Annotated in this window: 20 protein-coding genes; 7 read left to right on the top strand and 13 right to left on the bottom strand. The window is 67.4% G+C overall.

Translation table 11 applies throughout. The features are described from left to right. Positions 1 to 28: 28 nt before the first annotated feature. On the bottom strand, positions 29 to 826 hold the full coding sequence (locus tag TL10_RS03960) for an SDR family NAD(P)-dependent oxidoreductase (RefSeq protein WP_043984586.1): 798 nt from the start codon (positions 824 to 826) through the stop codon (positions 29 to 31). Positions 827 to 1,011: 185 nt separating this feature from the next. Between TL10_RS03960 and TL10_RS03955 the strand changes: the two genes are divergently transcribed. Beyond that, entirely contained in the window at positions 1,012 to 2,421 is a 1,410-nt protein-coding gene (locus tag TL10_RS03955) for a wax ester/triacylglycerol synthase family O-acyltransferase (protein WP_043984585.1), read from the top strand. Between the two features lie 63 nt (positions 2,422 to 2,484). On the opposite strand, the gene dmpG is transcribed toward TL10_RS03955, so the two are convergent. Genes dmpG through TL10_RS03940 form a run of 3 tightly spaced genes read right to left on the bottom strand, consistent with a single transcriptional unit; the run spans position 2,485 to position 5,277 of the window. Then, positions 2,485 to 3,549: a 4-hydroxy-2-oxovalerate aldolase gene (gene dmpG, locus TL10_RS03950; protein WP_043984584.1), complete on the bottom strand. Its 1,065-nt coding sequence runs from the start codon at positions 3,547 to 3,549 to the stop codon at positions 2,485 to 2,487. Beyond that, the gene (locus TL10_RS03945; protein ID WP_043398321.1) at positions 3,546 to 4,463 is read right to left on the bottom strand and encodes an acetaldehyde dehydrogenase (acetylating); all 918 of its coding nucleotides are present in this window, start codon (positions 4,461 to 4,463) and stop codon (positions 3,546 to 3,548) included. Before TL10_RS03945 ends, dmpG begins: the two co-directional genes overlap by 4 nt. A 28-nt stretch (positions 4,464 to 4,491) precedes the next feature. Beyond that, on the bottom strand, positions 4,492 to 5,277 hold the full coding sequence (locus TL10_RS03940; RefSeq protein ID WP_043984583.1) for a 2-keto-4-pentenoate hydratase: 786 nt from the start codon (positions 5,275 to 5,277) through the stop codon (positions 4,492 to 4,494). Between the two features lie 71 nt (positions 5,278 to 5,348). Between TL10_RS03940 and kstD the strand changes: the two genes are divergently transcribed. The 3 genes from kstD (at position 5,349) to TL10_RS03925 (ending at position 9,303) form a co-directional block, all read left to right on the top strand. Beyond that, entirely contained in the window at positions 5,349 to 7,031 is a 1,683-nt protein-coding gene (gene kstD, locus TL10_RS03935; protein ID WP_043984672.1) for a 3-oxosteroid 1-dehydrogenase, read from the top strand. A gap of 1 nt (position 7,032) precedes the next feature. Beyond that, positions 7,033 to 7,893: an enoyl-CoA hydratase ChsH3 gene (locus tag TL10_RS03930; protein WP_043984582.1), complete on the top strand. Its 861-nt coding sequence runs from the start codon at positions 7,033 to 7,035 to the stop codon at positions 7,891 to 7,893. 216 nt (positions 7,894 to 8,109) lie between these two features. After that, a complete protein-coding gene (locus TL10_RS03925) occupies positions 8,110 to 9,303 on the top strand; it encodes a DUF1942 domain-containing protein (RefSeq protein WP_052506295.1) in 1,194 nt (397 codons plus the stop codon). A gap of 80 nt (positions 9,304 to 9,383) precedes the next feature. Here TL10_RS03925 and TL10_RS03920 read toward each other — a convergent pair whose 3' ends face one another. The 9 genes from TL10_RS03920 to TL10_RS03880 form a co-directional block, all read right to left on the bottom strand. After that, complete coding sequence (locus TL10_RS03920; RefSeq protein WP_043984581.1) at positions 9,384 to 10,142, bottom strand: PE domain-containing protein; 759 nt, start codon at positions 10,140 to 10,142, stop codon at positions 9,384 to 9,386. A gap of 16 nt (positions 10,143 to 10,158) precedes the next feature. Beyond that, a complete protein-coding gene (locus tag TL10_RS03915) occupies positions 10,159 to 11,280 on the bottom strand; it encodes a hypothetical protein (RefSeq protein ID WP_043400280.1) in 1,122 nt (373 codons plus the stop codon). Between the two features lie 104 nt (positions 11,281 to 11,384). After that, positions 11,385 to 13,169 carry a DUF2339 domain-containing protein gene (locus TL10_RS03910; protein WP_043984580.1) on the bottom strand — a complete coding sequence of 595 codons (1,785 nt, stop codon included), beginning with the start codon at positions 13,167 to 13,169 and terminating at the stop codon, positions 11,385 to 11,387. 130 nt (positions 13,170 to 13,299) lie between these two features. Continuing rightward, positions 13,300 to 14,454 carry a 17-hydroxy-3-oxo-4-pregnene-20-carboxyl-CoA lyase gene (locus tag TL10_RS03905; RefSeq protein ID WP_192830173.1) on the bottom strand — a complete coding sequence of 385 codons (1,155 nt, stop codon included), beginning with the start codon at positions 14,452 to 14,454 and terminating at the stop codon, positions 13,300 to 13,302. Between the two features lie 2 nt (positions 14,455 to 14,456). Further along, complete coding sequence (locus TL10_RS03900; RefSeq protein ID WP_276525125.1) at positions 14,457 to 14,882, bottom strand: MaoC family dehydratase; 426 nt, start codon at positions 14,880 to 14,882, stop codon at positions 14,457 to 14,459. Next, entirely contained in the window at positions 14,879 to 15,847 is a 969-nt protein-coding gene (locus TL10_RS03895) for a bifunctional MaoC family dehydratase N-terminal/OB-fold nucleic acid binding domain-containing protein (RefSeq protein WP_043400288.1), read from the bottom strand. Before TL10_RS03895 ends, TL10_RS03900 begins: the two co-directional genes overlap by 4 nt. Positions 15,848 to 15,859: 12 nt before the next feature. Continuing rightward, the gene (gene fadE29, locus TL10_RS03890; protein WP_043400290.1) at positions 15,860 to 17,023 is read right to left on the bottom strand and encodes an acyl-CoA dehydrogenase FadE29; all 1,164 of its coding nucleotides are present in this window, start codon (positions 17,021 to 17,023) and stop codon (positions 15,860 to 15,862) included. Beyond that, the gene (locus tag TL10_RS03885; RefSeq protein WP_043400293.1) at positions 17,023 to 18,027 is read right to left on the bottom strand and encodes an acyl-CoA dehydrogenase family protein; all 1,005 of its coding nucleotides are present in this window, start codon (positions 18,025 to 18,027) and stop codon (positions 17,023 to 17,025) included. Before TL10_RS03885 ends, fadE29 begins: the two co-directional genes overlap by 1 nt. 47 nt (positions 18,028 to 18,074) lie before the next feature. Next, entirely contained in the window at positions 18,075 to 19,322 is a 1,248-nt protein-coding gene (locus TL10_RS03880) for a cytochrome P450 (RefSeq protein WP_043400296.1), read from the bottom strand. A gap of 156 nt (positions 19,323 to 19,478) precedes the next feature. Here TL10_RS03880 and TL10_RS03875 point away from each other — a divergent pair, with 156 nt between their 5' ends. From TL10_RS03875 to TL10_RS03865, 3 genes are all read left to right on the top strand, one after another. Next, on the top strand, positions 19,479 to 20,630 hold the full coding sequence (locus TL10_RS03875) for a steroid 3-ketoacyl-CoA thiolase (RefSeq protein WP_043400299.1): 1,152 nt from the start codon (positions 19,479 to 19,481) through the stop codon (positions 20,628 to 20,630). Between the two features lie 16 nt (positions 20,631 to 20,646). Beyond that, positions 20,647 to 21,141: a nitroreductase family deazaflavin-dependent oxidoreductase gene (locus tag TL10_RS03870; protein ID WP_043400301.1), complete on the top strand. Its 495-nt coding sequence runs from the start codon at positions 20,647 to 20,649 to the stop codon at positions 21,139 to 21,141. Between the two features lie 138 nt (positions 21,142 to 21,279). Then, a complete protein-coding gene (locus TL10_RS03865) occupies positions 21,280 to 21,573 on the top strand; it encodes a transporter family protein (protein WP_043400307.1) in 294 nt (97 codons plus the stop codon). Positions 21,574 to 21,733 lie beyond the last annotated feature (160 nt).

Genomic DNA, 21,733 nt, shown 5'->3' with positions numbered 1-21,733 from the left:
AGAGGTACAACCTCCCCGGACATCACAACTAGTCGCTGTCCTGGTCGATACCGGTGAGCATCAGCTCGGAAACCCGGCGCGGGGTCTCCGTGAGGTAGGCCATCGCCGCGATCCGCTTGGGCAGGATGACGTGCTTCTTCTCGTGCTCGACCGCGTCCGCGATGGCCTCGGCGACCATGTCGGCGTCCAGCGGCTCCTGCGGGATCATCCGGAATTTGAGCGACCGCTCGATGGTGCGGCGGGCCGGCCCGAACGACCGGATGTGGTCGATCATGTCGGTCTTGACCTCACCGATCTGCACCAGCGTGGTGTTGACCGGCTTCTGGCGCAGCTCGGAGCGGATGCCGGCGGTGAAGTGGCTGAGCCCGGCCTTGGAGGCGCCGTACAGGGTGACGCCCGGTCCGGTCGAGATGGCGCCCATCGAGGACACGTTGACGATGTGGCCACGGCCCCGCTTGATCATCAGCGGCATCACCTGGCGACACAGCTCCATCGGCGCAATCAGGTTGACTTGCAACAGGTCTCGCACATCCTGCGACGACGCCTCGTAGAAGCGGCCGACCCGGTCGACGCCGGCGTTGTTGATGATGACATCGATGGGGCCGTCGGCCTCCACGCGGTCGATCAGCGCTTCGGCGGCCGCGGGGTCCATCAGATCGGTCGGATATGCCTTGCCGCCGAGCTCTTTGGCGAGCTCTTCGAGCTGGTCAGCGTTCCGGGCAACCAGCGCGACGTCAGCGCCGCGGCGAGCCATCGCCTGCGCGATGTTCTTGCCCAGACCACGGCTGGCACCGGTGACCAGAACTCGGCTGTTCCTCAGTTGCATATCCCTACTCCATTCAAAAAAGCGTGCAGACACAGACCGGCAAAGCCCCCTCCAGCTCCGCGTCGCGACGCCGAGTCAGCTCATGGTGAGCACGCTAAATGGGGTGCGAGCCGAAATTCAGAGGTAGTTCCCGATCAACGAGACAACATGTCCGCTGGCTCACATTTTCGGCCTCATAGTGATGTATGCGACGTTTATCGGGCGAGGACAACAGCTTCCTGGCGTGGGAAAGTGCCGTCCAGCCGCAGCACACCATCAAAGCCGTCGTGCTCGATCCCGCACAGGGCCATGAACCCATCACCTTCGAGGCCGTCCGGGCCGCATTGCCCGGACTCGTCGACCGCGTCGAGCCCCTGCAGTGGCAACTGATGTCGCCGCGGTTCGGTGCCGGCCGGCCGTGGTGGGTCACCCGCCCCCGGGGCGACCTGAACTACCACATGAAGCGCGCCACCGCCGCCGCTCCCGGCACCGACCGCGAGCTGGGCGCGGAGATCGCCAAACTCTTCGAAGAGCCCCTCGAGCGGGGCCGCCCGGCGTGGCAGATGTGGTACATCGACGGCCTGGCCGACGGCCGCGTCGCCCTCGTGCTCAAGATCCACCACGCCGTCGCCGACGGCATGGCATCGCTGAATTTGCTCGAGCAGTTCTACAGCCAGGACCCCGCCGACCTGCTGCCCGAGCCGTCGGCCCGCCCGGCGCCCGACGAGCACCGCCCGCCGGCCGCCGAATGGCTGCCGATGGTGGCGCGTCAGCAGGTCAAGTCGCTGACCAAATTCCCGAAGGTCGTGGCACGTACGGCCAAGGTCACCCGCACCATCCAGGACCGGCAGAAGTCGGGCAAGCCCGGCTATGCCGAGGCCTTCATCCCGCCGGCTCTGCCGTTCAACGAGCCGCTGACCGCCAACCGTGGATTCGCGTTCGTCAACGTCGAGATGGACCAGATCAAGCGGGTGACGAAGGCGTTCGGCGTCAGCGTCAACGACGTCTTCCTGGCCATGTGCGGCACCGTCCTGCGCGAGTACCAGGCCTCGCGCGGCCCGGTCGGCGACGACACCATGACCGCCGTGGTGCCGGTGTCGATGCGCCCCCAGGACGGCGACCGCTGGGGCAACAAGGTGGCCCGCTGGAACGTCGAACTGGCCACCAACATCGCCGATCCGGTGGAGCGGTTGAAGGCCATCGCGGCGAACACCGCCACCGCCCGCGAGGTGCAGAGCGAACGCGATGCCTGGCTGCAGCACGACTGGATGGAGTACTGGCCGCTGTTCAAGGTCTACTCGCGGGTGCTGCCGACCATCGGGGCGCAGGTCAAGAAGCGTCCGATGTTCAGCATGATCGCGTCGAACATGCGCGGCCCGCAGCAGACGCTGTACTTCGGCGGCGCCCCGGTCGAGAAGCTGATCTCGACCGGCCCGCTGGTCTTCCCGATGGGCATGAACATCACCGGCTGGAGCTACCAAGGCGGCATGCAGATCTGCGTGCTCACCTGCACCGACCAGGTCAAGGATCCGCACGGCATCGCCGATCGCCTGCCGGCGGCGCTGGCCGAGCTGGTCGCACGCTGCGAGACCGCGGCCGACTCCGTCAACAGCTGACCCGGCTACGCAAAACGCCGGCCGCCCCTTTCGGGACGGCCGGCGTTTTCGTGTCTCGGTCGGTCAGGCCTTGCCCTCGGCCCGCTCCCGCTGGATCTCGAGCGCGATGTCGATCAGCTGGTCCTCCTGGCCACCGATCAGCTTGCGCTGGCCGACGCGGAGCAGCAGCTCGTGGGCGGGCACGCCGTAGCGCTCGCCCTGGCGCACCGCGTGCTTGAGGAAGCTGGAGTACACGCCCGCGTACCCCATCACCAGCGCGTTGCGGTCCAGCAGGCACTCGGCCGGCATCGCCGGGGCGACGACCTCTTCGGCCGCGTCGGCGATGTCGAAGAAGTCGATGCCGGTCTTGACGCCGATCTTGTCGAACACCCCGACCAGCGCCTCGACCGGCGCGTTACCCGCACCGGCGCCGAACCGGCGGCAGGAGCCGTCGATCTGCTTGGCCCCGGCACGCACGGCCTCGACCGAATTGGCAACGCCCAGACCGAGATTCTCGTGTCCATGGAAACCCACCTGCGCGTCGTTGCCGAGTTCGGCGACCAGTGCGGCCACGCGGTCGGCGACACCTTCGAGCACCAGCGCGCCCGCGGAGTCCACCACGTAGATGCACTGGCAGCCGGCGTCGGCCATGATGCGGGCCTGCGCGGCCAGCTTCTCCGGGGAGATGGTGTGGCTCATCATCAGGAAGCCGACGGTCTCCAGACCGAGCTCGCGGGCGAAGCCGAAGTGCTGGATCGCGACGTCGGCCTCGGTGCAGTGGGTGGCGATGCGGCAGATCGAGCCGCCGTTGCCCTGCGCGATGCGGATGTCTTCCTTCGTGCCGACGCCCGGCAGCATCAGGAAGGCAATCTTCGCGGTCTTCGCGGTCTCGGCCGCGATGGTGATGAGTTCCTGCTCCGGGGTCTTCGAGAACCCGTAGTTGAAGCTCGAACCACCGAGCCCGTCACCGTGCGTGACCTCGATGACCGGAACGCCGGCGTTGTCGAGCGCACCGACGATCGCGCGGACCTCGTCGCCGGTGAACTGGTGGCGTTTGTGGTGCGAGCCGTCACGCAGCGAGGTGTCCGTCATCCGGACGTCCCACGCGGCGTCGAAGAAGATGTCTCCGGGTTCAAGTGCGGTGCTCATGCGTTCGCTCCCACGATTTCCTTGGCAATCTCTTCGCCCACCTTGGTGGCCGCGGCGGTCATGATGTCCAGATTTCCAGCGTAGGTCGGCAGGTAGTCGCCGGCACCCTCCACCTCGACGAAGATGCTGACGACGTGCTGGCCGCCGTTGACCACCGACGGCTCGTCGAACTGCGGCTCATTGAGCAGCCGGTAGCCCGGCACGTAGGTCTGCACGTCAGCGACCACGTCCTTGACCGACTGGGTGATGGCGGCGTGGTCGGCATCTTCGGGGATGGCGCAGAAGATGGTGTCGCGCATGATCATTGGCGGATCGGCCGGGTTCAGGATGATGATGGCCTTGCCGTCGCGAGCCCCACCGATGTTGCGCACACCGGCGCTGGTGGTCTTGGTGAACTCATCGATGTTGGCCCGGGTGCCGGGGCCGGCCGAAGCCGACGACACCGACGCCACGATCTCGGCGTAGGGCACGCCGCCCTGCGCCTCGACGGCACGGGCCACCGCGTAGACCATCGGGATGGTGGCCTGGCCACCGCAGGTGACCATGTTGACGTTCATCGAATCCAGGTGCGCCCGCAGGTTGGCCGGCGGGATCACGCCCGGGCCGACGGCGGCCGGGGTCAGGTCGATGGCCCGGATGCCGGCTTCCTCGTACCGCGGCGCGTACGCCTTGTGCACGTAGGCGCTGGTGGCCTCGAAGATGAAGTCCGGCTTCTCGCTCTGGGCCAGCAGCCAGTCCGCGCCTTCGGCGCTGGTCTCCAGCCCGAGCTTGCGGGCGCGGGCCAGGCCCTCGCTCTCCGGGTCGATACCGATCATCCAGCGCGGCTCGAGCCAGTCCGACCGCAGCAGCTTGTACAGCAGGTCAGTACTGATGTTTCCCGAGCCGACGATCGCGACGCTCGCTTTTGACGGCATGCTCACTCCTCTTTTGAAACTTTGGGTATTAGGCGAAAGACAGGTGGACGGAACCCAATCCGGCGAATTCGGCGACGAAGTCGTCGCCCGGCTTGGCATCGAACGCCCGCATGCAGGCGCCGGGCAGCACCACGTCACCGGCCTTCAGGCGCACACCGAACTGGTCGACCTTGCGGGCCAGCCACGCCACCGCGGTGACCGGGTTGCCGAGGACCGCGTCGCTGCGGCCCTCGCCGAGCACCTCGCCGTTGCACCGCAGGACGGCCGGAATGGCTGTGATATCCACGTCCTTCGGGGACACCCGCTCCTTACCCAGTACCCAGCCGGCCGAGGACGCGTTGTCGGCGATGGTGTCGCACAACTTGACCTGCCAGTTGGTGATGCGGGTGTCGATCAGCTCGATGGCCGGGGCGAACGCAGCGGTGGCGGCCAGCACGTCGTCCTCGGTGCAGCCGGCCCCGGGCAGATCGTCGGCCAGCACGAACCCGACCTCGACCTCGACCCGCGGCAACAGGTACTTCGAGGTCAGCACGGGCTGGTCCTCGAATACCTGCATGTCGTCGAGGAGGTGCCCGTAATCGGGTTCATCCACATTCATCATTTTCTGCATGGCCTCGCTGGACAGGCCAACCTTGTGTCCCACCACGCGGGCACCTTCTGCGACACGCTGACGAATGTTGAGCAGCTGAATCTCGTACGCGTCGACGACGTCGATGTCGGTGTACGTGTCGGTCATCGGCGACATCGCGACCCGGCTGCGCTCAGCTTGAGCCAGCGAGGCGGCGAGCTCGGCACGCACGTTGTCGGACAGCATTCGTGAATTCCCCTAACTTCATGGACCGGCGCAGTTGTCCACAGGCCGGGCAATTCTATAACGTGTTCTACATGACTGGACAGGAGTACGACGTTGTCGTCGTCGGCAGCGGTGCAGCCGGTATGGTCGCCGCCCTCACCGCAGCCCATCAGGGCCTTTCGACAGTAGTCGTTGAAAAGGCCCCACACTATGGAGGTTCCACTGCGCGGTCAGGTGGCGGCGTCTGGATCCCGAACAATGAGATTCTGCAGCGTGCGGGGGTCAAGGACACCCCGGAAGCGGCCCGCACCTACCTGCACAAGATCGTCGGCGACGTGGTGCCCGCAGAGAAGATCGACACCTATCTGCAGCGCGGCCCCGAGATGCTGTCGTTCGTGCTCAAGAACTCGCCACTGAAGCTGTGCTGGGTGCCCAACTACTCCGACTACTACCCGGAGACCGAGGGCGGCCGCGCCGGCGGACGGTCCGTCGAGCCCAAGCCGTTCAACGCCAAGAAGCTCGGGGTCGACGAGAAGGGCCTGGAGCCGGCGTACGGCAAGGTGCCGCTGAACATGGTTGTGATGCAACAGGATTACGTCCGCCTCAACCAGCTCAAGCGCCACCCGCGCGGCGTGCTGCGCAGCCTGAAGGTCGGCATCCGCGCCACCTTCGCCGGCATCACGGGCAAGAACCTGGTCGGCATGGGCCGCGCCCTGATCGCGCCGCTGCGCATCGGCCTGCAGAAGGCCGGCGTCCCCGTCGAGCTCAACACCGCGCTGACCGACCTCTACTACGAGGACGGCCGGGTTGCGGGCATCTATGTCCGTGACACGAATGCGCCGGAAAGCGCTGAACCGCAACTGATCCGGGCCCGCAAGGCGGTCATCCTGGGCAGCGGCGGCTTCGAGAAAAACCAGGAGATGCGCACCAAGTACCAGCGTCAGCCGATCACCACCGACTGGACCGTTGGCGCCAAGGCCAACACCGGCGACGGCATCCTGGCCGCCGAAAAGCTCGGTGCGGCACTGGAAATCATGGAAGACGCGTGGTGGGGCCCGACAGTGCCGCTGCCCGACAACCCGTGGTTCGCGCTGTCCGAGCGCAACTCCCCCGGCTCGATCATCGTGAACCTGAGCGGCAAGCGGTTCATGAACGAATCCATGCCGTATGTCGAGGCGTGCCACCACATGTACGGCGGCCAGTACGGCCAGGGCGATGGCCCCGGCGAGAACGTGCCGGCCTGGCTGCTCTTCGACCAGCAGTACCGCAACCGCTACATCTTCGCGGGTCTGCAACCGGGACAACGCATTCCGAAGAAGTGGACCGAGGCCGGCGTCGTCGTCAAGGCCGACACCATCGAAGAATTGGCAGAGCTCACCAACCTGCCCGTCGACGAGCTCAAGGCGACCATCGAGCGGTTCAACGGTTTCGCCCGCGGCGGCGTCGACGAGGACTTCGGCCGTGGCAACAGCGCCTACGACCGCTACTACGGCGACCCCACCAACAAGCCGAACCCGAACCTGGGCGAGATCAAGCACGGCCCGTTCTATGCGGCCAAGATGGTGCCCGGCGACCTGGGCACCAAGGGCGGCATCGTCACCGACATCCACGGCCGCGCGCTGCGTGAGGACGGCTCCGTGATCGAGGGCCTGTACGCGTCGGGCAACGCCAGCGGACCGGTGATGGGCCACACCTACCCCGGCCCCGGTGGGACCATCGGCCCCGCCATGACCTTCGGATACCTGGCGGCACTCCACGTGGCAGGAAAGGGCTGACATGCCGATCAATCTCGATGAGGCCATCGGAGCCGAACTCGCACCCGTCGAATTCTCGTGGAGCAGCAGCGATGTGCAGCTGTACCACCTGGGCCTGGGCGCCGGCGCCGACCCCATGAGCGAGCGCGAGCTGCGCTATCTGATCGACGACAAGCCGCAGGTCCTGCCGACCTTCGGCAACGTGGCACAGAGCTTCCACGAGACCAAGGCGCCGTCGGTCAAGTTCCCGGGCATCGACATCGAGCTGAGCCGGGTGCTGCATGCCAGCGAGGCGATCTACGCCGACGCGCCGATCCCGCCGTCGGGCACGGGCCGCGCCGTCACCCGGTTCACCGAGATCTGGGACAAGGGCAAGGCCGCGGTCATCTGGTCGGAGACCACGGTGACCACCCTCGACGGCGCTCCGCTGTGGAAGCAGAAGCGGTCCATCTTCGCCCGCGGCGAGGGCGGTTTCGGCGGCGACCGCGGCCCGTCGACCTCGGCGGCCGAGCCCGACCGCGCACCGGACCTGCAGATCGCCCTGCCCACGCTGCCGCAGCAGGCGCTGCTGTACCGGCTGTGCGGCGACCGTAATCCGCTGCACTCGGACCCGGCGTTCGCCAAGGCCGCCGGCTTCGACCGCCCGATCCTGCACGGCTTGTGCACCTACGGCATCGGCTGCAAGGCCATCGTCGACAACGTGCTCGACGGCGACGCCGGCCGGGTCCGGTCCTACGGCGCGCGCTTCGCGGGCACCGTGATTCCGGGTGAAACCTTGCAGGCCAACCTTTGGCGTGACGGTGAACGAATCACCGGCGTGCTGACGGCGCCGAGCCGAGACAATGTCGTCGTGCTTGCTGGAATCGAGCTCACCGCGTCCTGAACAGGACATATTCGGAATCGGCCGCCCAAACGGCGGCCGATTCCGGCAAACTAGGGGCAGCGGCCGGGTCACCGCTGCGGCGTCTGCCTGCATCCACAGCTGACGCTTAACCTGCTAGCTTGCGTAGTAGTCAGTATTCATCCGACTACACGAGACTCAACTTCCGTGGGGGAAGCCGCCCGTCGGACGACTTGGAGACAGAGGAGCCACATCACCATGAATACCCGCAAGATCACCATCGCTGTCGGCGCAGCCGCCGCATTCGGCCTGATCGCCACACCGTTCGCGCTGGCAGACTCCACTCAGCCCGCAGGTGTCGCGCCCGCCCCCACCACCGTGGCGTTCGGCGCGGACGGCAAGCTCGTCAACGGAAACACGGTCGGGGAATGGGAGATCAGCAACCTCAAGCCCAGCACCGATGTCCTGTCGGAGCACCTCAACGGCACGCTGTGGGAAGCGACGGCGGAGTACACGGCTGAGCGCGGCAACTCGCAGCCGTTCGTGCCGAACCTGAACGCCCGCACCGCAAGCGGTGACAACTACCGCGTGCTGTGGGGCGTCGCCTCCCCGCAGGGCATCAACCCCGCCGGCCTCTCCGAAGGTCAGGAATCCAAGGGCAAGATCTACTTCGACGTGACGGGCGCTGCTCCGACCAGCGTCGTGTACACCGACGGAGACCGCGAAGTGATCAAGTGGCAGGGCACTGAAGCCCCCGCTGCTGCTGCTCCGGGCACCGCACCGGCCCGTGGCGCCACCCCGGTCACTGCCGCGACTCCGGCTGCTGCGCCCGCCGCCACCCCCGCTGCCACCCCGGCAGCTGCTCCCGCCGGCCTCGGCAGCGCCGTGCCCGGCGCCACCCCGGCGGGCACTGTTCCGGCCGCCACGGGTGCGCAGCCTACGGCCGGCACCACCACCGGTGCGGTTCCGGCGGCGACGCCGAACGGTGAGACCCCTGCTGCCACCCCGGCCGGCACCCCGGTTCCTGCCGGTACCCCGGTTCCCGCTGGCACCCCGGTTCCTGCCGGTACCCCGGTTCCCGCTGGCACCCCGGCTCCGGCCGGCACCCCGGCGGTTGCTCCGGCTCCGGCGGGCACCCCTGCGGCTGACGCTCCGGCTCCGGCCGGCGCTCAGGTTCCGGCGGGCACCCCGGCCACGGCTCCGGTTGCCGGCCAGGCTCAGGAAGCGGCTCCGGTTCCCACCGCCGCCGAAAGCGGCCCGGGCACCGCCGCCACTGCCGGTGGCGCCGTTTCGCAGGCTCCGCTGACTCCGGCTCCGGCCCCGGCTCCGAGCCAGGCCATCGCCGGCCAGCCCGCGTCCAGCGCGGGTCAGGGCACCGCCGCCCCGGCCGGCAACCAGCAGGCCGCTCCTGCTGCAGCCCCGGTCATCCCGACCCCGGCACCGGCGTCCTAACGATCGAACATCGAATTGGGGCCAGTCGCGATCTTCGCGACTGGCCCCAATTTCTTTGTCTGGCTTGTTGTTTGACGTAACTACATCTGACGGCTTACGTCACCGCCACGCTGCGGCGGCGGGGCCACCGGGGCGATCGGCGCGGGTCCCGGGTTGGCCGTGCCCGCACTGGGCCCGGCCGCCGGCGGCTGGACCGGAGCGGAGCTGTGCCGACGGGAGTCGCGGGCATCCTGCTGGGCCTCACGCCGATCCTGCTGCGACTGCCGGTTGTCCTGCTGAGATTGCCGGTTGTCCTGCTGGGATTGCCGGTCGTTCTGCTGGTTCTCCCGGGCGTCCTGCTGAGCCTGACGCTGTTCCGGGGACATCGGTGCGCCGCCGCCGGCCGGGCCACCGGGCTGACCTTCCGAGGGTTCCCCGCCCGGCATGCCGCCTTCCTTGCCGCCGCCCTTGCCCATGGCCTGCTGAATCATCTGGCCGAACTGACCGGCCTGCTGACCCATCTGACCCATGCCGCCGCCCTGGCCGGCCATCTGACCCGCCTGCTGACCCATCTGACCGAGCTGGCCAAGCATCTGACCCAGCTGACCGACGCCCTGCCCACCCTGACTGTCGCCCTTGTCGTATGCCGATTGGGCGGCGTCGACCTTGCCGGAGAACATGCCCTCCTTGGCCTGCAACGAGGCCACGTTGGCGGTCATGTCAGCGGCCATGGCCGGCAGCACGGCGGCGATGGTCGCGCTCATGGCGTCCTCGCCGGGCTGGATCATCGGCATGTCGGGCAGCTCGACGGATGCCGCATTCCAGCTGATGTTGTCCGGTGTCTGCAACGGTGAACCCATCAGATATCCCCCCTAATCACCAGTCGTCGTCGACGTCTTCGTCATATGAGCCATGGTCCAGCGCTTCGGGCACGGCCAGCTGGTTGATCCGACCGCCGCCACCACCACCTTCGCGGTGCCCCATGCCGCCCATGGCACCCATCGCGCCGCCGGCACCAGCGGCGGCTGCGACCGGGGCCAGGCCACCGGCGCCCATGCCGCCGGCCACCCCTGCGGGCATGACTCCGGGTCCACCCGCGCCGGGACCGACCATCTTGGCGAGCAGAGGCGTCTGCACGGAGGCCGCGCCGACACCGCCGCCACCGCCGGGCATGCCGCCCTTCATCAAGCCGGCGCCGTGCGCCGCACCGGACCCGCCGGCCAACGGATGGTTCGAGAACGCGCCGAACGGCGAGGCGCCGAGTCCGGCCTTGCCCTGGCCACCGCCGGAGAACAGGGATGTCAACTGCTGCAGCGGCTGCGAAAGTTGTTGCAGCGGCTGCATGGCCTGCTGCGGCAGCTGTCCGAGCATCTGCGGGAGCTGTCCGGCCATCTGCATCATCTGGCCCATCATCTGGCCCATCTGATCGCCACCCTTGGACGCCGACTCCGCGGTCTTCTGCGCTGTCTCCGCGACCTGCGGCGGCACGCCGGGCGTCGGGATGCTCGGGGGTGCGCCGACGAAGTTGGCCACCTCGGTGGCGCTGGCCGTCACGGCGGCGATGTTCTGGGACAGGCCCATCTTGATCCGGCTCTGGATCAGCTCCTGCACGTTCGGGAACGGCGCCGCTGACAGGGCCATGCACTCCGCCTGGACTTCCTCTGCGGTGGCGTTGACCAGGTTCTTGGTCTTGATGACCGCGGCCACCATGGACTGCAGCTTGGCGGCGATGGCCGCCGCCTGCGCGCCGTTGGCCTCGTGACCGCCGATGATGGTGCCGGCCTCACCTGCCGCCGCCGCAGAAGCCGCGCCCATCCACTGGCCGGTGAGATTCATCAGCTGGCTGGTCTGCTGCGGCACCACTGATCCGGTGATCTTGGTGGCCAGCTTCGTATAGTGCGCGGCCGCTTCTTCGAGCTGCTCCTCATTGACGTTGGGCCACCCCGGCCCCGTCACCGTCTGCGATCCGAACGGACTGCTGTCCGGCTGAATCCCCATAGACACGGCCCCCTTCCCCAGACATACCGCGTCCGTTCGAGCCTACCGCCCCGACGGGCACCTACCCGACGCAAAATGACGGTGCGGTCGTTTGCGCGGGCTGCCTACGGATTCGGCTGATCCTGTCGGGCGAGCAGCCGGGCGTAGCCGGTCCCCATGGCCAGCAACACGAGGCCGACGACGATGAACACCGCCACCCGGAACATGCCGTTCAGGGTGCCGAGATCGAAGAGGAACAGCTTGGCCATCGCCGCGGCCACCAGCGCCAGGCCGCCGCCGATCGGCAGTGACCGCTGCGCCTTCTGTTGGCGCGCCGCGTACCCGAACAGTGCTGCCGCCACCGCGATCCAGCCGATCGTCGCGACCATGTGGCCGGCGAAGAAACCGCCCTTCACGCCGCCGATCAGTACGCCGGCGGTGACGGTCAGCATGGTGGACGCGTAGGCAGCGACCACGACCGCGCCGGCCCACATCAGCCGGACTTCGTCATCGTCACGCTTGCCGGCCCACGACCACACGACCGCCACCGCCGCAGCCACGGCCAAGATGCTGGAGATGATCGTGGAGGCCGCGCTGCGCGTGCTCAGTTCCACCGCGCGGAACAACAACTCGGGCGGCGAGTAACTGAGGTAGACGGCACCGCCGACGGCGCCGAACCCGGCAGCCACCCAGCGGGCGATCGCGTCGCGACGGCCTGCGACGGCCACCACGACGGACATTGCGAGCAGCACCGCGCCGCCGGTCCTGCCGTCGAAGGCCACCAGCACCGCGACCAGCGCGCACACCGCCGACACCGCCGACCAGATCCGTTGCACCACACCGGCGAGCCCGGGCAGCCGGTTGCCGGCCAGCACGACCGCGAGGAACAGGGCCGCCGCCGCGGCGATGATCGATGCGGCGATCATCGGGCGGACCACCCCGGCGATGAACAGCACCGGCAGCGCACCGCCCGCGGTGGCCAGGGCCAGCAGTGTGCGGTTGGTCGTCTTGGGCAACAGGATCAGCGCACCGGCGACGGCGAGGACGGCTGCGGCTGCGCAGGCGCCCGCGAGTCCCGGACTGCGGTTGGTGCCGAATGAGGCCGAGGCCAGCGCCACCAGCAACGGGAGGGTGCAGACCACGGTCCGGGCCACGAACATCGCGACCCAATCCTTGCCGATTTGCACCGGCAGCGACGCCGCGGACAGCGCCAGCATGAACCCGATCAGCAACAGCGAGACACCGTCGGCCACCACCGGCGCCAGCACCGCCAAGGGCACCAGCACCAACAGCGCGAGCTGCTGGGAGTCCCAGCGCCGGGCCAGGGTGAGACCACCGCCGCCGATCACCGCCGCCAAGACCAAACCGACTGGCGCAGAAAGCCATTCATAGACCGTCGTGACCGCGACGACGTCGATGTATGCGGCGGCGATACCGGTGGCGGCCAGGGCAACCGCCCCCACCGTCCCACCGGGCCGCGTCTTCAGCCGGATCGCCCCGACCACCAGACCGGCGGCCAGCACCGCCCCCGCGCCGACGCGGAACTCGGGCCGCAACAGCCCGGCCTGCGCGGCCAGTACCAAGAGCAGGGCGACGCCGATCAGCGTCACCGCGACACCGGCGGCGGCCAGCACCTTGCCGATCCAGCCCTCCGAGCGCTCCGGCCGCGGCGGGGATGGCTGCTGCGGCTGGGGCTGAGGTGCCGGCTGCGGTGCCGTGACCGGCGTGGCTTGGGCCGGCTGCCAATACTGCTGCGGTGCCGCGTACGCGACGGGCTGCGGCGTCGGCTGCTGGTGCGCCATCGACCGATCGAGTTCAGTGAGGCAGGCCGACACCCAGGCCAGGTGATGGGACATCGCTGCGACATCCTGGGAAAGCCGGGCAACCATCGCCCGCTGCGGTTCGGTCATCGTGACATCATCGCGCCGAGTGGCACCGATCCGGATGAGTAGGACTACCCGACTACCTATCGTGACCAGACACAAAACTGCCCCTCTTCCGTAGAAGCGGGGCAGTTTTGTGTCTGCTCGTGAAGGAGACTCAGCCCAGGATGAGGCCCGACGTCGGGACGCCGGTGCCGGCGGTGACGAGCACGTGCTCGACATCGGGCACCTGGTTCACCGAGGTGCCGCGCAGCTGGCGGACGCCCTCGGCGATGCCGTTCATACCGTGGATGTACGCCTCACCGAGCTGACCGCCGTGCGTGTTGATCGGCAGCTTGCCACCGAGCTCGATCGCGCCACCCGCGATGAAGTCCTTGGCCTCGCCCCGGCCGCAGAAGCCGAGCTCTTCGAGCTGCAGCAGCGTGTACGGGGTGAAGTGGTCGTAGATCACCGCGGTCTGAATGTCGTTGGGCGTCAAGCCACTCTGGCCCCACAGCTGCTTGCCGACCAGGCCCATCTCGGGCAGGCCGAGCTCGTCGCGGTAGTACGAGTACATGGTGAACTGGTCCTCGCCGGCAGCCTGCGCCGCCGCCTCGACGACGACCGGACGCTGCTTGAGGTCCTTGGCGCGCTCGGGCGTGGTGACGACGATCGCGACGCCACCGTCGGTCTCCTGGCAGCAGTCCAGCAGGCGCAGCGGCTCGGCGATCCACCGCGAGTTCTGGTGGTCCTCGATGGTGATCGGCTTGCCGTAGAAGTGCGCCTTCGGGTTGGTCGCCGCGTGCTTGCGGTCGGCCACCGACACCGCGCCGAAATCGGCACTGGTAGCGCCGTATTCGTGCATGTAGCGCTGCGCGACCATGGCCACCGAGGCGGCCGGGGTGCTGAGCCCGTGCGGGTAGGACCAGCTGTACTCGACACCGCGGGAGTCGGCGTTGACGGTCAGACCCGTCATCACCTGGCCGAAGCGGAACTCCGAACGCTCGTTGAAAGCCCGGTATGCGACAACGACTTCCGCGATACCGGATGCCACCGCCAGCACAGCCTGCTGGACGGTCGCGGCCGCGGCACCGCCGCCGTAGCCGATCTGGCTGAAGAACTTGAGCTCGCCGATACCGGTGGAGCGGGCCACCGCGGTCTCCAGGTTGGAGTCCATGGTGAAGGTCACCAGTCCGTCGACGTCCTTGGGCGACAAGCCCGCATCGTTCAGGGCGTCGGTGACCGCCTCGGCGGCCAGCCGCAGTTCACTGCGGCCGGAGTTCTTGGAGAAGTCGGTGGCGCCGATACCGGCGATGACCGCCTTGCCGGAGATGCTCACTGCGCGGCTCCCATCGTGAGCGTGGACGTGGCGATGACGTGATCGCCAAGACTGTTGCTGCCCACCACTTTCAGCGTCACCAGGTCGCCTTCGACAGCGGTGACCTCACCGCGGAAGGTGATGGTGTCGTAGGCGTACCACGGCACACCGAGGCGCAGCTTGATCGACTTGATGATGGCGTTCGGGCCGGCCCAGTCGGTGACGTAACGCCCCACCAGACCGGTGTCGGTCAGGATGTTGACGAAAATGTCCTTGGAGCCCTTGGCCTGTGCCTTGTCCCGGTCGTGGTGCACGTCCTGGTAGTCCCGGGTGGCGATGGCCGTCGAGACGATGAAGGTCGGGTCACCGTAGATGGAGAGCTCGGGCAGCTTGGTGCCCACGGTCGGAGCCGCTCCGGCGGCGACATCGGACTGGGTGCTCACTCCTTCGCTCCTTCCCATGCGTACAGGGTCCAGGCCGGACTGATGTCGCTGTCCGGGAAGTCGATAAACGTGGCGGAGACCGGCATTCCGATCTTCACGTCGTCATGCTCGACGCCGCGCAGCTCACCGAGCATGCGCACGCCCTCTTCCAGCTCGACGAGCGCGATGATGAACGGCAGGCTGCGGCCGGGCACCTTCGGTGCGTGGTGCACGACGTAACTGAACACGGTGCCCTGGCCCGACGAGACGACGTAGTCGATCGGGGCGTCCTTGTCCTGCCAGATTGCGGGCACCGGCGGGTGCTGCAGCGAGCCGTCGGGCCGCTTCTGGAGCCGCAGTTCGTGAGCGTTGACGCCGTCCCAGAAGAACTGGGTGTCGCGCGACGACGACGGACGCATCAGCTTGTCCGGGTCCAGATCTGCTGGGATCGAACCGGTTTCGGCAGCTTCCTTGCCCTGCTTGTTGGCGGGCAGGAACTTCATGATGCGCCAGTCCATGTCGGCGACTTCCTCGTCACCGACATGCCAGCGGATCTTCTGGTTGACGAAGTAGCCCTCGCCCAGCGCGGTCTGCTTCGGGCCCACCACATCGGTGACCTCGGCGCTGATGCTGACGCGCTCTCCCGGCTGCAGATAGCGGTGGTAGGTCTGGTCGCAGTTGGTGGCGACGACGCCGACGTACCCGGCGTCGTCGAACAACTTCATGATCCGGGCCAGCGGATCGTCGTCGGACCGGGTGCGGCCCAGGCCCATCATGGTCCAGACCTGGATCATGGCCGGCGGCGCCACGATGCCGGGGTGCCCGGCAGCTTTGGCGGCCTCCTCGTCGACGTAGATCGGGTTCTTGTCGCCGATCGCATCGGTCCAGTGGTGAATCATGGGCTGGTTCACCGGATCCCGGCTAAGGGTCGGCTTGCTGCGCCCGGCGGCGACGATCTCGTCGATGCCGGCCTGAAGATCACTCATCGCTTGTCTCCCTTACCGCGAAACCCGCGGCACCTTGAGGCCCGATGCCGCGATCATCTCGCGCATGACCTCATTGACCCCGCCACCGAAGGTGATGACCAGGTTGCGCTTGGTCATCTTGTCCAGCCACACCAGCAGGTGCGCGGTGTCCGCGTCAGCCGGGTTGCCGTAGCGGCCGACGATCTCCTCGGCCAGCCGCCCGACTTCCTGAATGCGTTCGGTCGAAAAGACTTTCGTCGCCGCCGCGTCGGCGACGGCGATGGTCTCGCCGGAAGACGCGACCTGCCAGTTGAGCAGTTCGTTGACGCGCCAGATCGATTTGATCTGGGCGAGCAACCGGCGCACCTCGGCATTGTCGATCGGCGTGACGCCGTTCGACCCGGGCTTCGAGGCCCAGGAGTGCACCTGGTCGTAGATGCCCGCGACGCGACCGGAGGGCCCCAGCCCCACCCGCTCGTGATTGAGCTGGGTGGTGATCAGCTTCCAGCCACCGTTCTCCCCGCCGACCAGCATGTCGGCGGGCACCCGCACGTCGTTGTAGTACGTCGTATTGGTGTGGTGGGCACCGTCGGACAGGATGATCGGGGTCCACGAGTAGCCCGGGTCCTTGGTGTCGACGATCAGGATCGAGATGCCCTTGTGCTTCGCCGCGGTCGGGTCGGTGCGGCAGGCCAGCCAGATGTAGTCGGCGTCATGGGCGCCGGTGGTCCACATCTTCTGACCGTTGACGATGAACTCGTCGCCGTGCCGTACCGCAGTGGTCCGCAGCGAGGCGAGGTCGGTACCGGCCTCGGGCTCGGAGTAACCGATCGCGAAATGGATGTCACCGGAGAGGATTCCGGGCAGGAACTTCTTCTTCTGTTCCTCGGTGCCGTACACCTGCAGGGTCGGGCCCACGGTCTGCAGGGTGACCAGCGGCAGCGGGATGTCGGCCTGGTTCGCCTCGTTGATGAAGATCTGCTGCTCGATGGGGCCGAAGCCCAGGCCGCCGTATTCCTTGGGCCAACCCACGCCGAGCTTGCCGTCGGCGCCCATCCGCTTGATAACGGCCCGGTAGGCGTCGTTGTGCCGGTTGGCCTCCATCGCCGCCGCCTCTTCGGGCCTGATCAGCGTCGAAAAGTATTCGCGCAGTTCAGCTTGCAGCTTGCGCTGCTCCGGAGTCAGTTCGATGTACATCAGGCTCCCACCAGGTCCAGACGGTGCGACGGACCACCCAGCAGACGGGTCAGGTCCTTGATCGACGAGTAGTAGCGGTCCATCGGGTAGGTAATGTCCATGCCCATGCCGCCGTGCAGGTGGTGGCACAGTCGCATGGCCGGCGCGGCCTGCGAGGTCAGCCAGTACCCGAGAATCTCCAAGTCCTCGGCGGCATCCAGCCCCTCCGAGAGCCGCCACGCCACCGACGTGGCGAGCAGATCGATTGTCCGCGAGGCGATGTAGATCTCGGACAGCTGCGCCGCCACGGTCTGGAATGTCGACAGCGGCCGGCCGAACTGCTCCCGGGTCGCGACATAGTCGGCGGTCAGACGCAGCGCACCGGCCACCAGACCGGCGCCGAACGCGCCGATCATGGCCAGCGCCAACTGATTCACCCGCGTAGCCGTTGCGCCGGCCAGGACGTCCTCGTCGGGCACCACGACGTCGGCGAAGGTCACGACGTACTCATCGGAACCGTTCGCCGTCGGGGTCGCGGTCACAGTGACACCGGCGGCTTGCGGTGACACCACGACCACACCGCTGTCGGTGGTGACCAGCAGCCACTGCGCGGTTTCGGCATAGGCCACACCGATTTTGGTGCCGTTGAGCTTGCCACCGGCAAAGCTGGTCGACGGCGCTTCGGGCAACTGGGCACCGGGCTCGTCCAGTGCGGCCGAGATCACCGCACCCTTGGCCACCCCGGCCAGGTACCGGTCCTGCTGCGCGTCCGTGGCCAGTTCCAGCAGCGGGACCAGGGTGAGCCCGATGGTGGCCAGCGCCGGCCCGGTGACGCCGCGCCGACCGATCTCGGTCAGCGCGGTGGCCGCCTCCAGCAGCCCGAGCCCGTCACCGCCCAGGCGATCGGGCACCGCAAGCGCCACGACGCCACCGGAAACCAGTGCGTCCCAAGTGTTTTCCCGCTCCAGCACGGATGTCACCACGTCGGCGACAGCCTGCTGCTCCGGGCTCGGTGTGAAATCCACCCGAATCCTCCTTGATTCGTGTTACCGGGCTACTCGCTCAGTTGCCGTCAGTGCTGGACGGGGCACTTGCCCGTGTAGTCGACCTGCCAGTGCTTGATGCCGTTGAGCCAGCCCGACTTCAGCCGCTCGGGCTCGCCGATCGAGACCAGGTCGGGCATGTTGTCGGCGATGGCGTTGAACATCAGGTTGATGGTCATGCGCGCCAGGTTGGCGCCGATGCAGTAGTGCGCACCGGTGCCGCCGAAGCCGACGTGCTGGTTCGGCGTACGCATGATGTTGAAGCTGTGCGGGTCCTCGAACACCTCATCATCGAAGTTGGCCGAACGGTAGGACATGACGACCCGGTCACCCTTCTTGATCGTCACGCCACCGAGCTCGGTGTCCTCCAGAGCGGTGCGCTGGAACGCGGTAACCGGTGTGGCCCAACGGACGATCTCGTCGGCTGCGCTCTCCGGGCGTTCCTTCTTGTAGAGCTCCCACTGCTCCGGGTTCTGCGCGAACGCGATCATGCCGTGGGTGATCGAGTTACGGGTGGTCTCATTACCGGCGACCGCCAGCATCACCACGAAGAAGCCGAACTCGTCATCGGACAGCTTCTCGCCGTCCAAGTCCGCCTCGATCAGCTGCGTGACGATGTCGTCGGTCGGGTTCTTGGCCCGCTCCGCGGCCATGTTCATGGCGTACGTGATCAGCTCGAACGAGGACGCAGCCGGGTCGATGTGCGCGTACTCCGGGTCCTCACCGGCGGTCATTTCGTTGGACCAGTTGAACAGCTTGTCGCGGTCTTCCTGAGGCACACCGAGCAGGCCGGCGATGGCCTGCAGCGGCAGTTCACAGGAGACCTGCTCGACGAAGTCGCCGGTACCGGAAGCGGCCGCGGTCTCGGCGATCTTCTGGGCCCGCTCGTTCAGCTCGGCCTGCAGCCGGCCGATGGCGCGCGGGGTGAAACCACGCGAGATGATCTTGCGCAGCCGGGTGTGCTGCGGGGCGTCCATGTTGAGCAACACCGCGCGCTGCACATCGACGGCGTCGCGGGTCATGGCCTGCGGCCAGACCGGAATCGCACCATCGGGCGCGCTGCCGAAGATATCGTTGCGCTTCGACACCTCTTTGACGTCGTCGTACTTGGTGACGATCCAGTAGCCCTTGTCGCCGAAGCCGCCGGTGCCGCCGGGCACGTCGACCCAGTGCACCGGCTCGGACTTGCGCAGCTCGGCGAGCTCCTCGACGGGCAGTCGCTCGAGGTTCAAGTTGGCGTCCAGCAAGTCGAGATCGGACGGAATCGGGCAGGGCATGGTGTCTCCTTGGGGAATCCAACGCCTCAGAACTGGGTTCCGAGACAAATCCTTCTAGTTCCTGTTGCGACCATTGAAACATGCCTTCACCGCAGATCAAAGGCCCAACCCAATCGTTGCTTGTCAGACTAATGAAACGTGTTCTAGCCTGACCTCATGGGTAATCCTGTCATCGTTGAAGCCACTCGTAGCCCGATCGGCAAGCGGGGAGGTTGGCTGTCCGGCCTGCACGCAACCGAGCTTCTGGGCGCGACGCAGAAGGCGCTCGTCGAGAAGGCCGGGCTCGACGCCGGCGACATCGAGCAGCTCATCGGCGGCTGTGTCACGCAGTACGGCGAGCAGGGCAACAACATCACTCGGCAGTCCTGGCTGGTCGCCGGATTGCCCGAGCATGTCGGCGCCACCACCATCGACTGCCAGTGCGGCAGCGCCCAGCAGGCCAACCACCTGATCGCGGGCCTGATCGCCACCGGCGCCATCGACATCGGCATCGCCTGCGGAATCGAGGCCATGAGCCGGGTGCCCCTGGGCTCCAACGGCGGTGGCGCCCGCGCCGCATCGTGGGACATCGACCTGCCCAACCAGTTCGACGCAGCCGAGCGCATCGCGAACCGCCGGGGCATCACCCGCGCCGACATCGACGCGCTGGGCTTCGCCTCGCAGGCCAAGGCCAAGCAGGCCTGGGCCGAAGGCCGCTTCGACCGCGAGATCTCGCCCATCGAGGCGCCCGTCATCGACGAGAACAAGCAGCCGACCGCCGAGCTGAATCTGGTCAGCCGCGACCAGGGCCTGCGCGACACCACCCTGGAGGGCCTGGCCTCGCTGAAGCCGGTGATCGAGGGCGGCATCCACACCGCCGGCACCTCGTCGCAGATTTCCGACGGTGCCGCCGCGGTGCTGTGGATGGACGAGGACAAGGCCAAGGCGCTCGGGTTCAAGCCCCGCGCCCGGATCATCGCGCAGGCCAACGTCGGCGCCGAGACCTACTACCACCTGGACGGCCCGGTGCAGTCCACTGCCAAGGTGCTCGAGAAGGCGCGCATGTCGATGGCCGACATCGACCTGGTCGAGATCAACGAGGCCTTCGCGTCCGTCGTGCTGTCCTGGGCTCAGGTGCACAAGGCCGACATGGATAAGGTCAACGTCAACGGCGGCGCCATCGCGCTGGGCCACCCGGTCGGTTCGACCGGCTCGCGGCTCATCACGACCGCGCTGCACGAGCTGGAACGGACCGGCAAGTCGACCGCGCTGATCACGATGTGCGCCGGCGGTGCGCTGTCCACCGGCACGATCATCGAGCGCATCTAGGAGCAGGGTCGCCACCATGGCCGACGGGGAAATGAACGACAGGCAGCTGAAGATCCTGAATTCCAAGGGGATGCAGGTCGGCTTCAAGTGGATGTCGCGGATCAACACCTGGGCGTTCCGCGCCACCGACGGCCGCATCGGCGCCAAGTGGCGGCTCGGCTCCAAGCCTGTCGCCACCCCTCCGCCGGTCGGCATCTTGACGACCATCGGGCGCAAGTCGGGCGAGCCGCGCGACAGCCCGCTGCTGTACCTGCGCGAAGGCGGTCGGATCGTCGTCGTCGCCTCGCAGGGCGGCCGCGACACCCACCCGATGTGGTACCTGAACCTGGTTGCCAACCCGAGCGTGAAGTTCCAGGTGCGTGGCGAAAAGCTGCAGCTGACCGCCCGCGAAGCCACCGACGCCGAACGTGACGAGTACTGGCCCAAGCTCGACGCCATGTACCCCGACTTCGTCGACTATCGCTCGCACACCGACCGGAAGATTCCGATCATCCTGCTCGACCCGGCCTGATCACAGACCCGAAAAGCTCCCCTGGACCGCATTCGCGCCAGGGGAGTTTTTGGATTCGCGACAAGGTTGCTGGCGCTGAACCAGTCAGGCCTGGCGATCGTGGTCTAGAGAGGGGACTTTCACGATCGGAGAAAACTCATGGAGCGCTCGATCATCCTGCCTTGCCTGGTCACTGTGTTTGTCGCGCTGACACCCGCCGGCATCGCACTCGCCGACAACCCGCACGCCCCCGGCACCACCGGCCAACCGGGCAAGGAAGCCAGCGACGACCCCGCCCTGAAGCCGCCGGGCTTCAGTAGCCCTGGGTTCGCCAATGCCGAACAGCACTACGCGGGCAGCGCATTGAATCCGAACCGGGGCAACACCGACAAAGCCGTGAGCCAATACGACGTCGCCGGCTTCCAGTGGCAGCAGCACCACCCAGGAGGTTAGGGCGCGACGGCCCGTGGTCAGCAAGTTTTCGGAGCTAATTGACGGCACAGACTAGACAGATTCACAGATGTGTACATAGTGTGGCCCTGCACACATCCAGGGCAACACTATGGAGCCGTCTATGTCATCGATGTTCCGTCGGGGGCTGTCCCACAGCCGA

The organism is Mycolicibacterium llatzerense (assembly GCF_000878195.1).
Taxonomy (GTDB): domain Bacteria; phylum Actinomycetota; class Actinomycetes; order Mycobacteriales; family Mycobacteriaceae; genus Mycobacterium; species Mycobacterium llatzerense.
Note: the sequence above shows the minus strand (reverse complement) of the source record. Positions and strands in the feature narration are given on the sequence as shown.

What these genes read in the sequence shown, in the direction of transcription:
- TL10_RS03955 (WP_043984585.1), top strand. Translation starts at nt 1,012, where the DNA reads ATGCGACGTTTATCGGGCGAGGACAACAGCTTCCTGGCGTGGGAAAGT.
- fadE29 (WP_043400290.1), bottom strand. Translation starts at nt 17,023, where the DNA reads ATGTACATCGAACTGACTCCGGAGCAGCGCAAGCTGCAAGCTGAACTG.
- kstD (WP_043984672.1), top strand. Translation starts at nt 5,349, where the DNA reads ATGACTGGACAGGAGTACGACGTTGTCGTCGTCGGCAGCGGTGCAGCC.
- TL10_RS03875 (WP_043400299.1), top strand. Translation starts at nt 19,479, where the DNA reads ATGGGTAATCCTGTCATCGTTGAAGCCACTCGTAGCCCGATCGGCAAG.
- TL10_RS03870 (WP_043400301.1), top strand. Translation starts at nt 20,647, where the DNA reads ATGGCCGACGGGGAAATGAACGACAGGCAGCTGAAGATCCTGAATTCC.
- dmpG (WP_043984584.1), bottom strand. Translation starts at nt 3,549, where the DNA reads ATGAGCACCGCACTTGAACCCGGAGACATCTTCTTCGACGCCGCGTGG.
- TL10_RS03940 (WP_043984583.1), bottom strand. Translation starts at nt 5,277, where the DNA reads ATGCTGTCCGACAACGTGCGTGCCGAGCTCGCCGCCTCGCTGGCTCAA.
- TL10_RS03880 (WP_043400296.1), bottom strand. Translation starts at nt 19,322, where the DNA reads ATGCCCTGCCCGATTCCGTCCGATCTCGACTTGCTGGACGCCAACTTG.
- TL10_RS03920 (WP_043984581.1), bottom strand. Translation starts at nt 10,142, where the DNA reads ATGGGTTCACCGTTGCAGACACCGGACAACATCAGCTGGAATGCGGCA.
- TL10_RS03930 (WP_043984582.1), top strand. Translation starts at nt 7,033, where the DNA reads ATGCCGATCAATCTCGATGAGGCCATCGGAGCCGAACTCGCACCCGTC.
- TL10_RS03925 (WP_052506295.1), top strand. Translation starts at nt 8,110, where the DNA reads ATGAATACCCGCAAGATCACCATCGCTGTCGGCGCAGCCGCCGCATTC.
- TL10_RS03910 (WP_043984580.1), bottom strand. Translation starts at nt 13,169, where the DNA reads ATGACCGAACCGCAGCGGGCGATGGTTGCCCGGCTTTCCCAGGATGTC.
- TL10_RS03945 (WP_043398321.1), bottom strand. Translation starts at nt 4,463, where the DNA reads ATGCCGTCAAAAGCGAGCGTCGCGATCGTCGGCTCGGGAAACATCAGT.
- TL10_RS03865 (WP_043400307.1), top strand. Translation starts at nt 21,280, where the DNA reads ATGGAGCGCTCGATCATCCTGCCTTGCCTGGTCACTGTGTTTGTCGCG.
- TL10_RS03895 (WP_043400288.1), bottom strand. Translation starts at nt 15,847, where the DNA reads ATGAGTGATCTTCAGGCCGGCATCGACGAGATCGTCGCCGCCGGGCGC.
- TL10_RS03915 (WP_043400280.1), bottom strand. Translation starts at nt 11,280, where the DNA reads ATGGGGATTCAGCCGGACAGCAGTCCGTTCGGATCGCAGACGGTGACG.
- TL10_RS03960 (WP_043984586.1), bottom strand. Translation starts at nt 826, where the DNA reads ATGCAACTGAGGAACAGCCGAGTTCTGGTCACCGGTGCCAGCCGTGGT.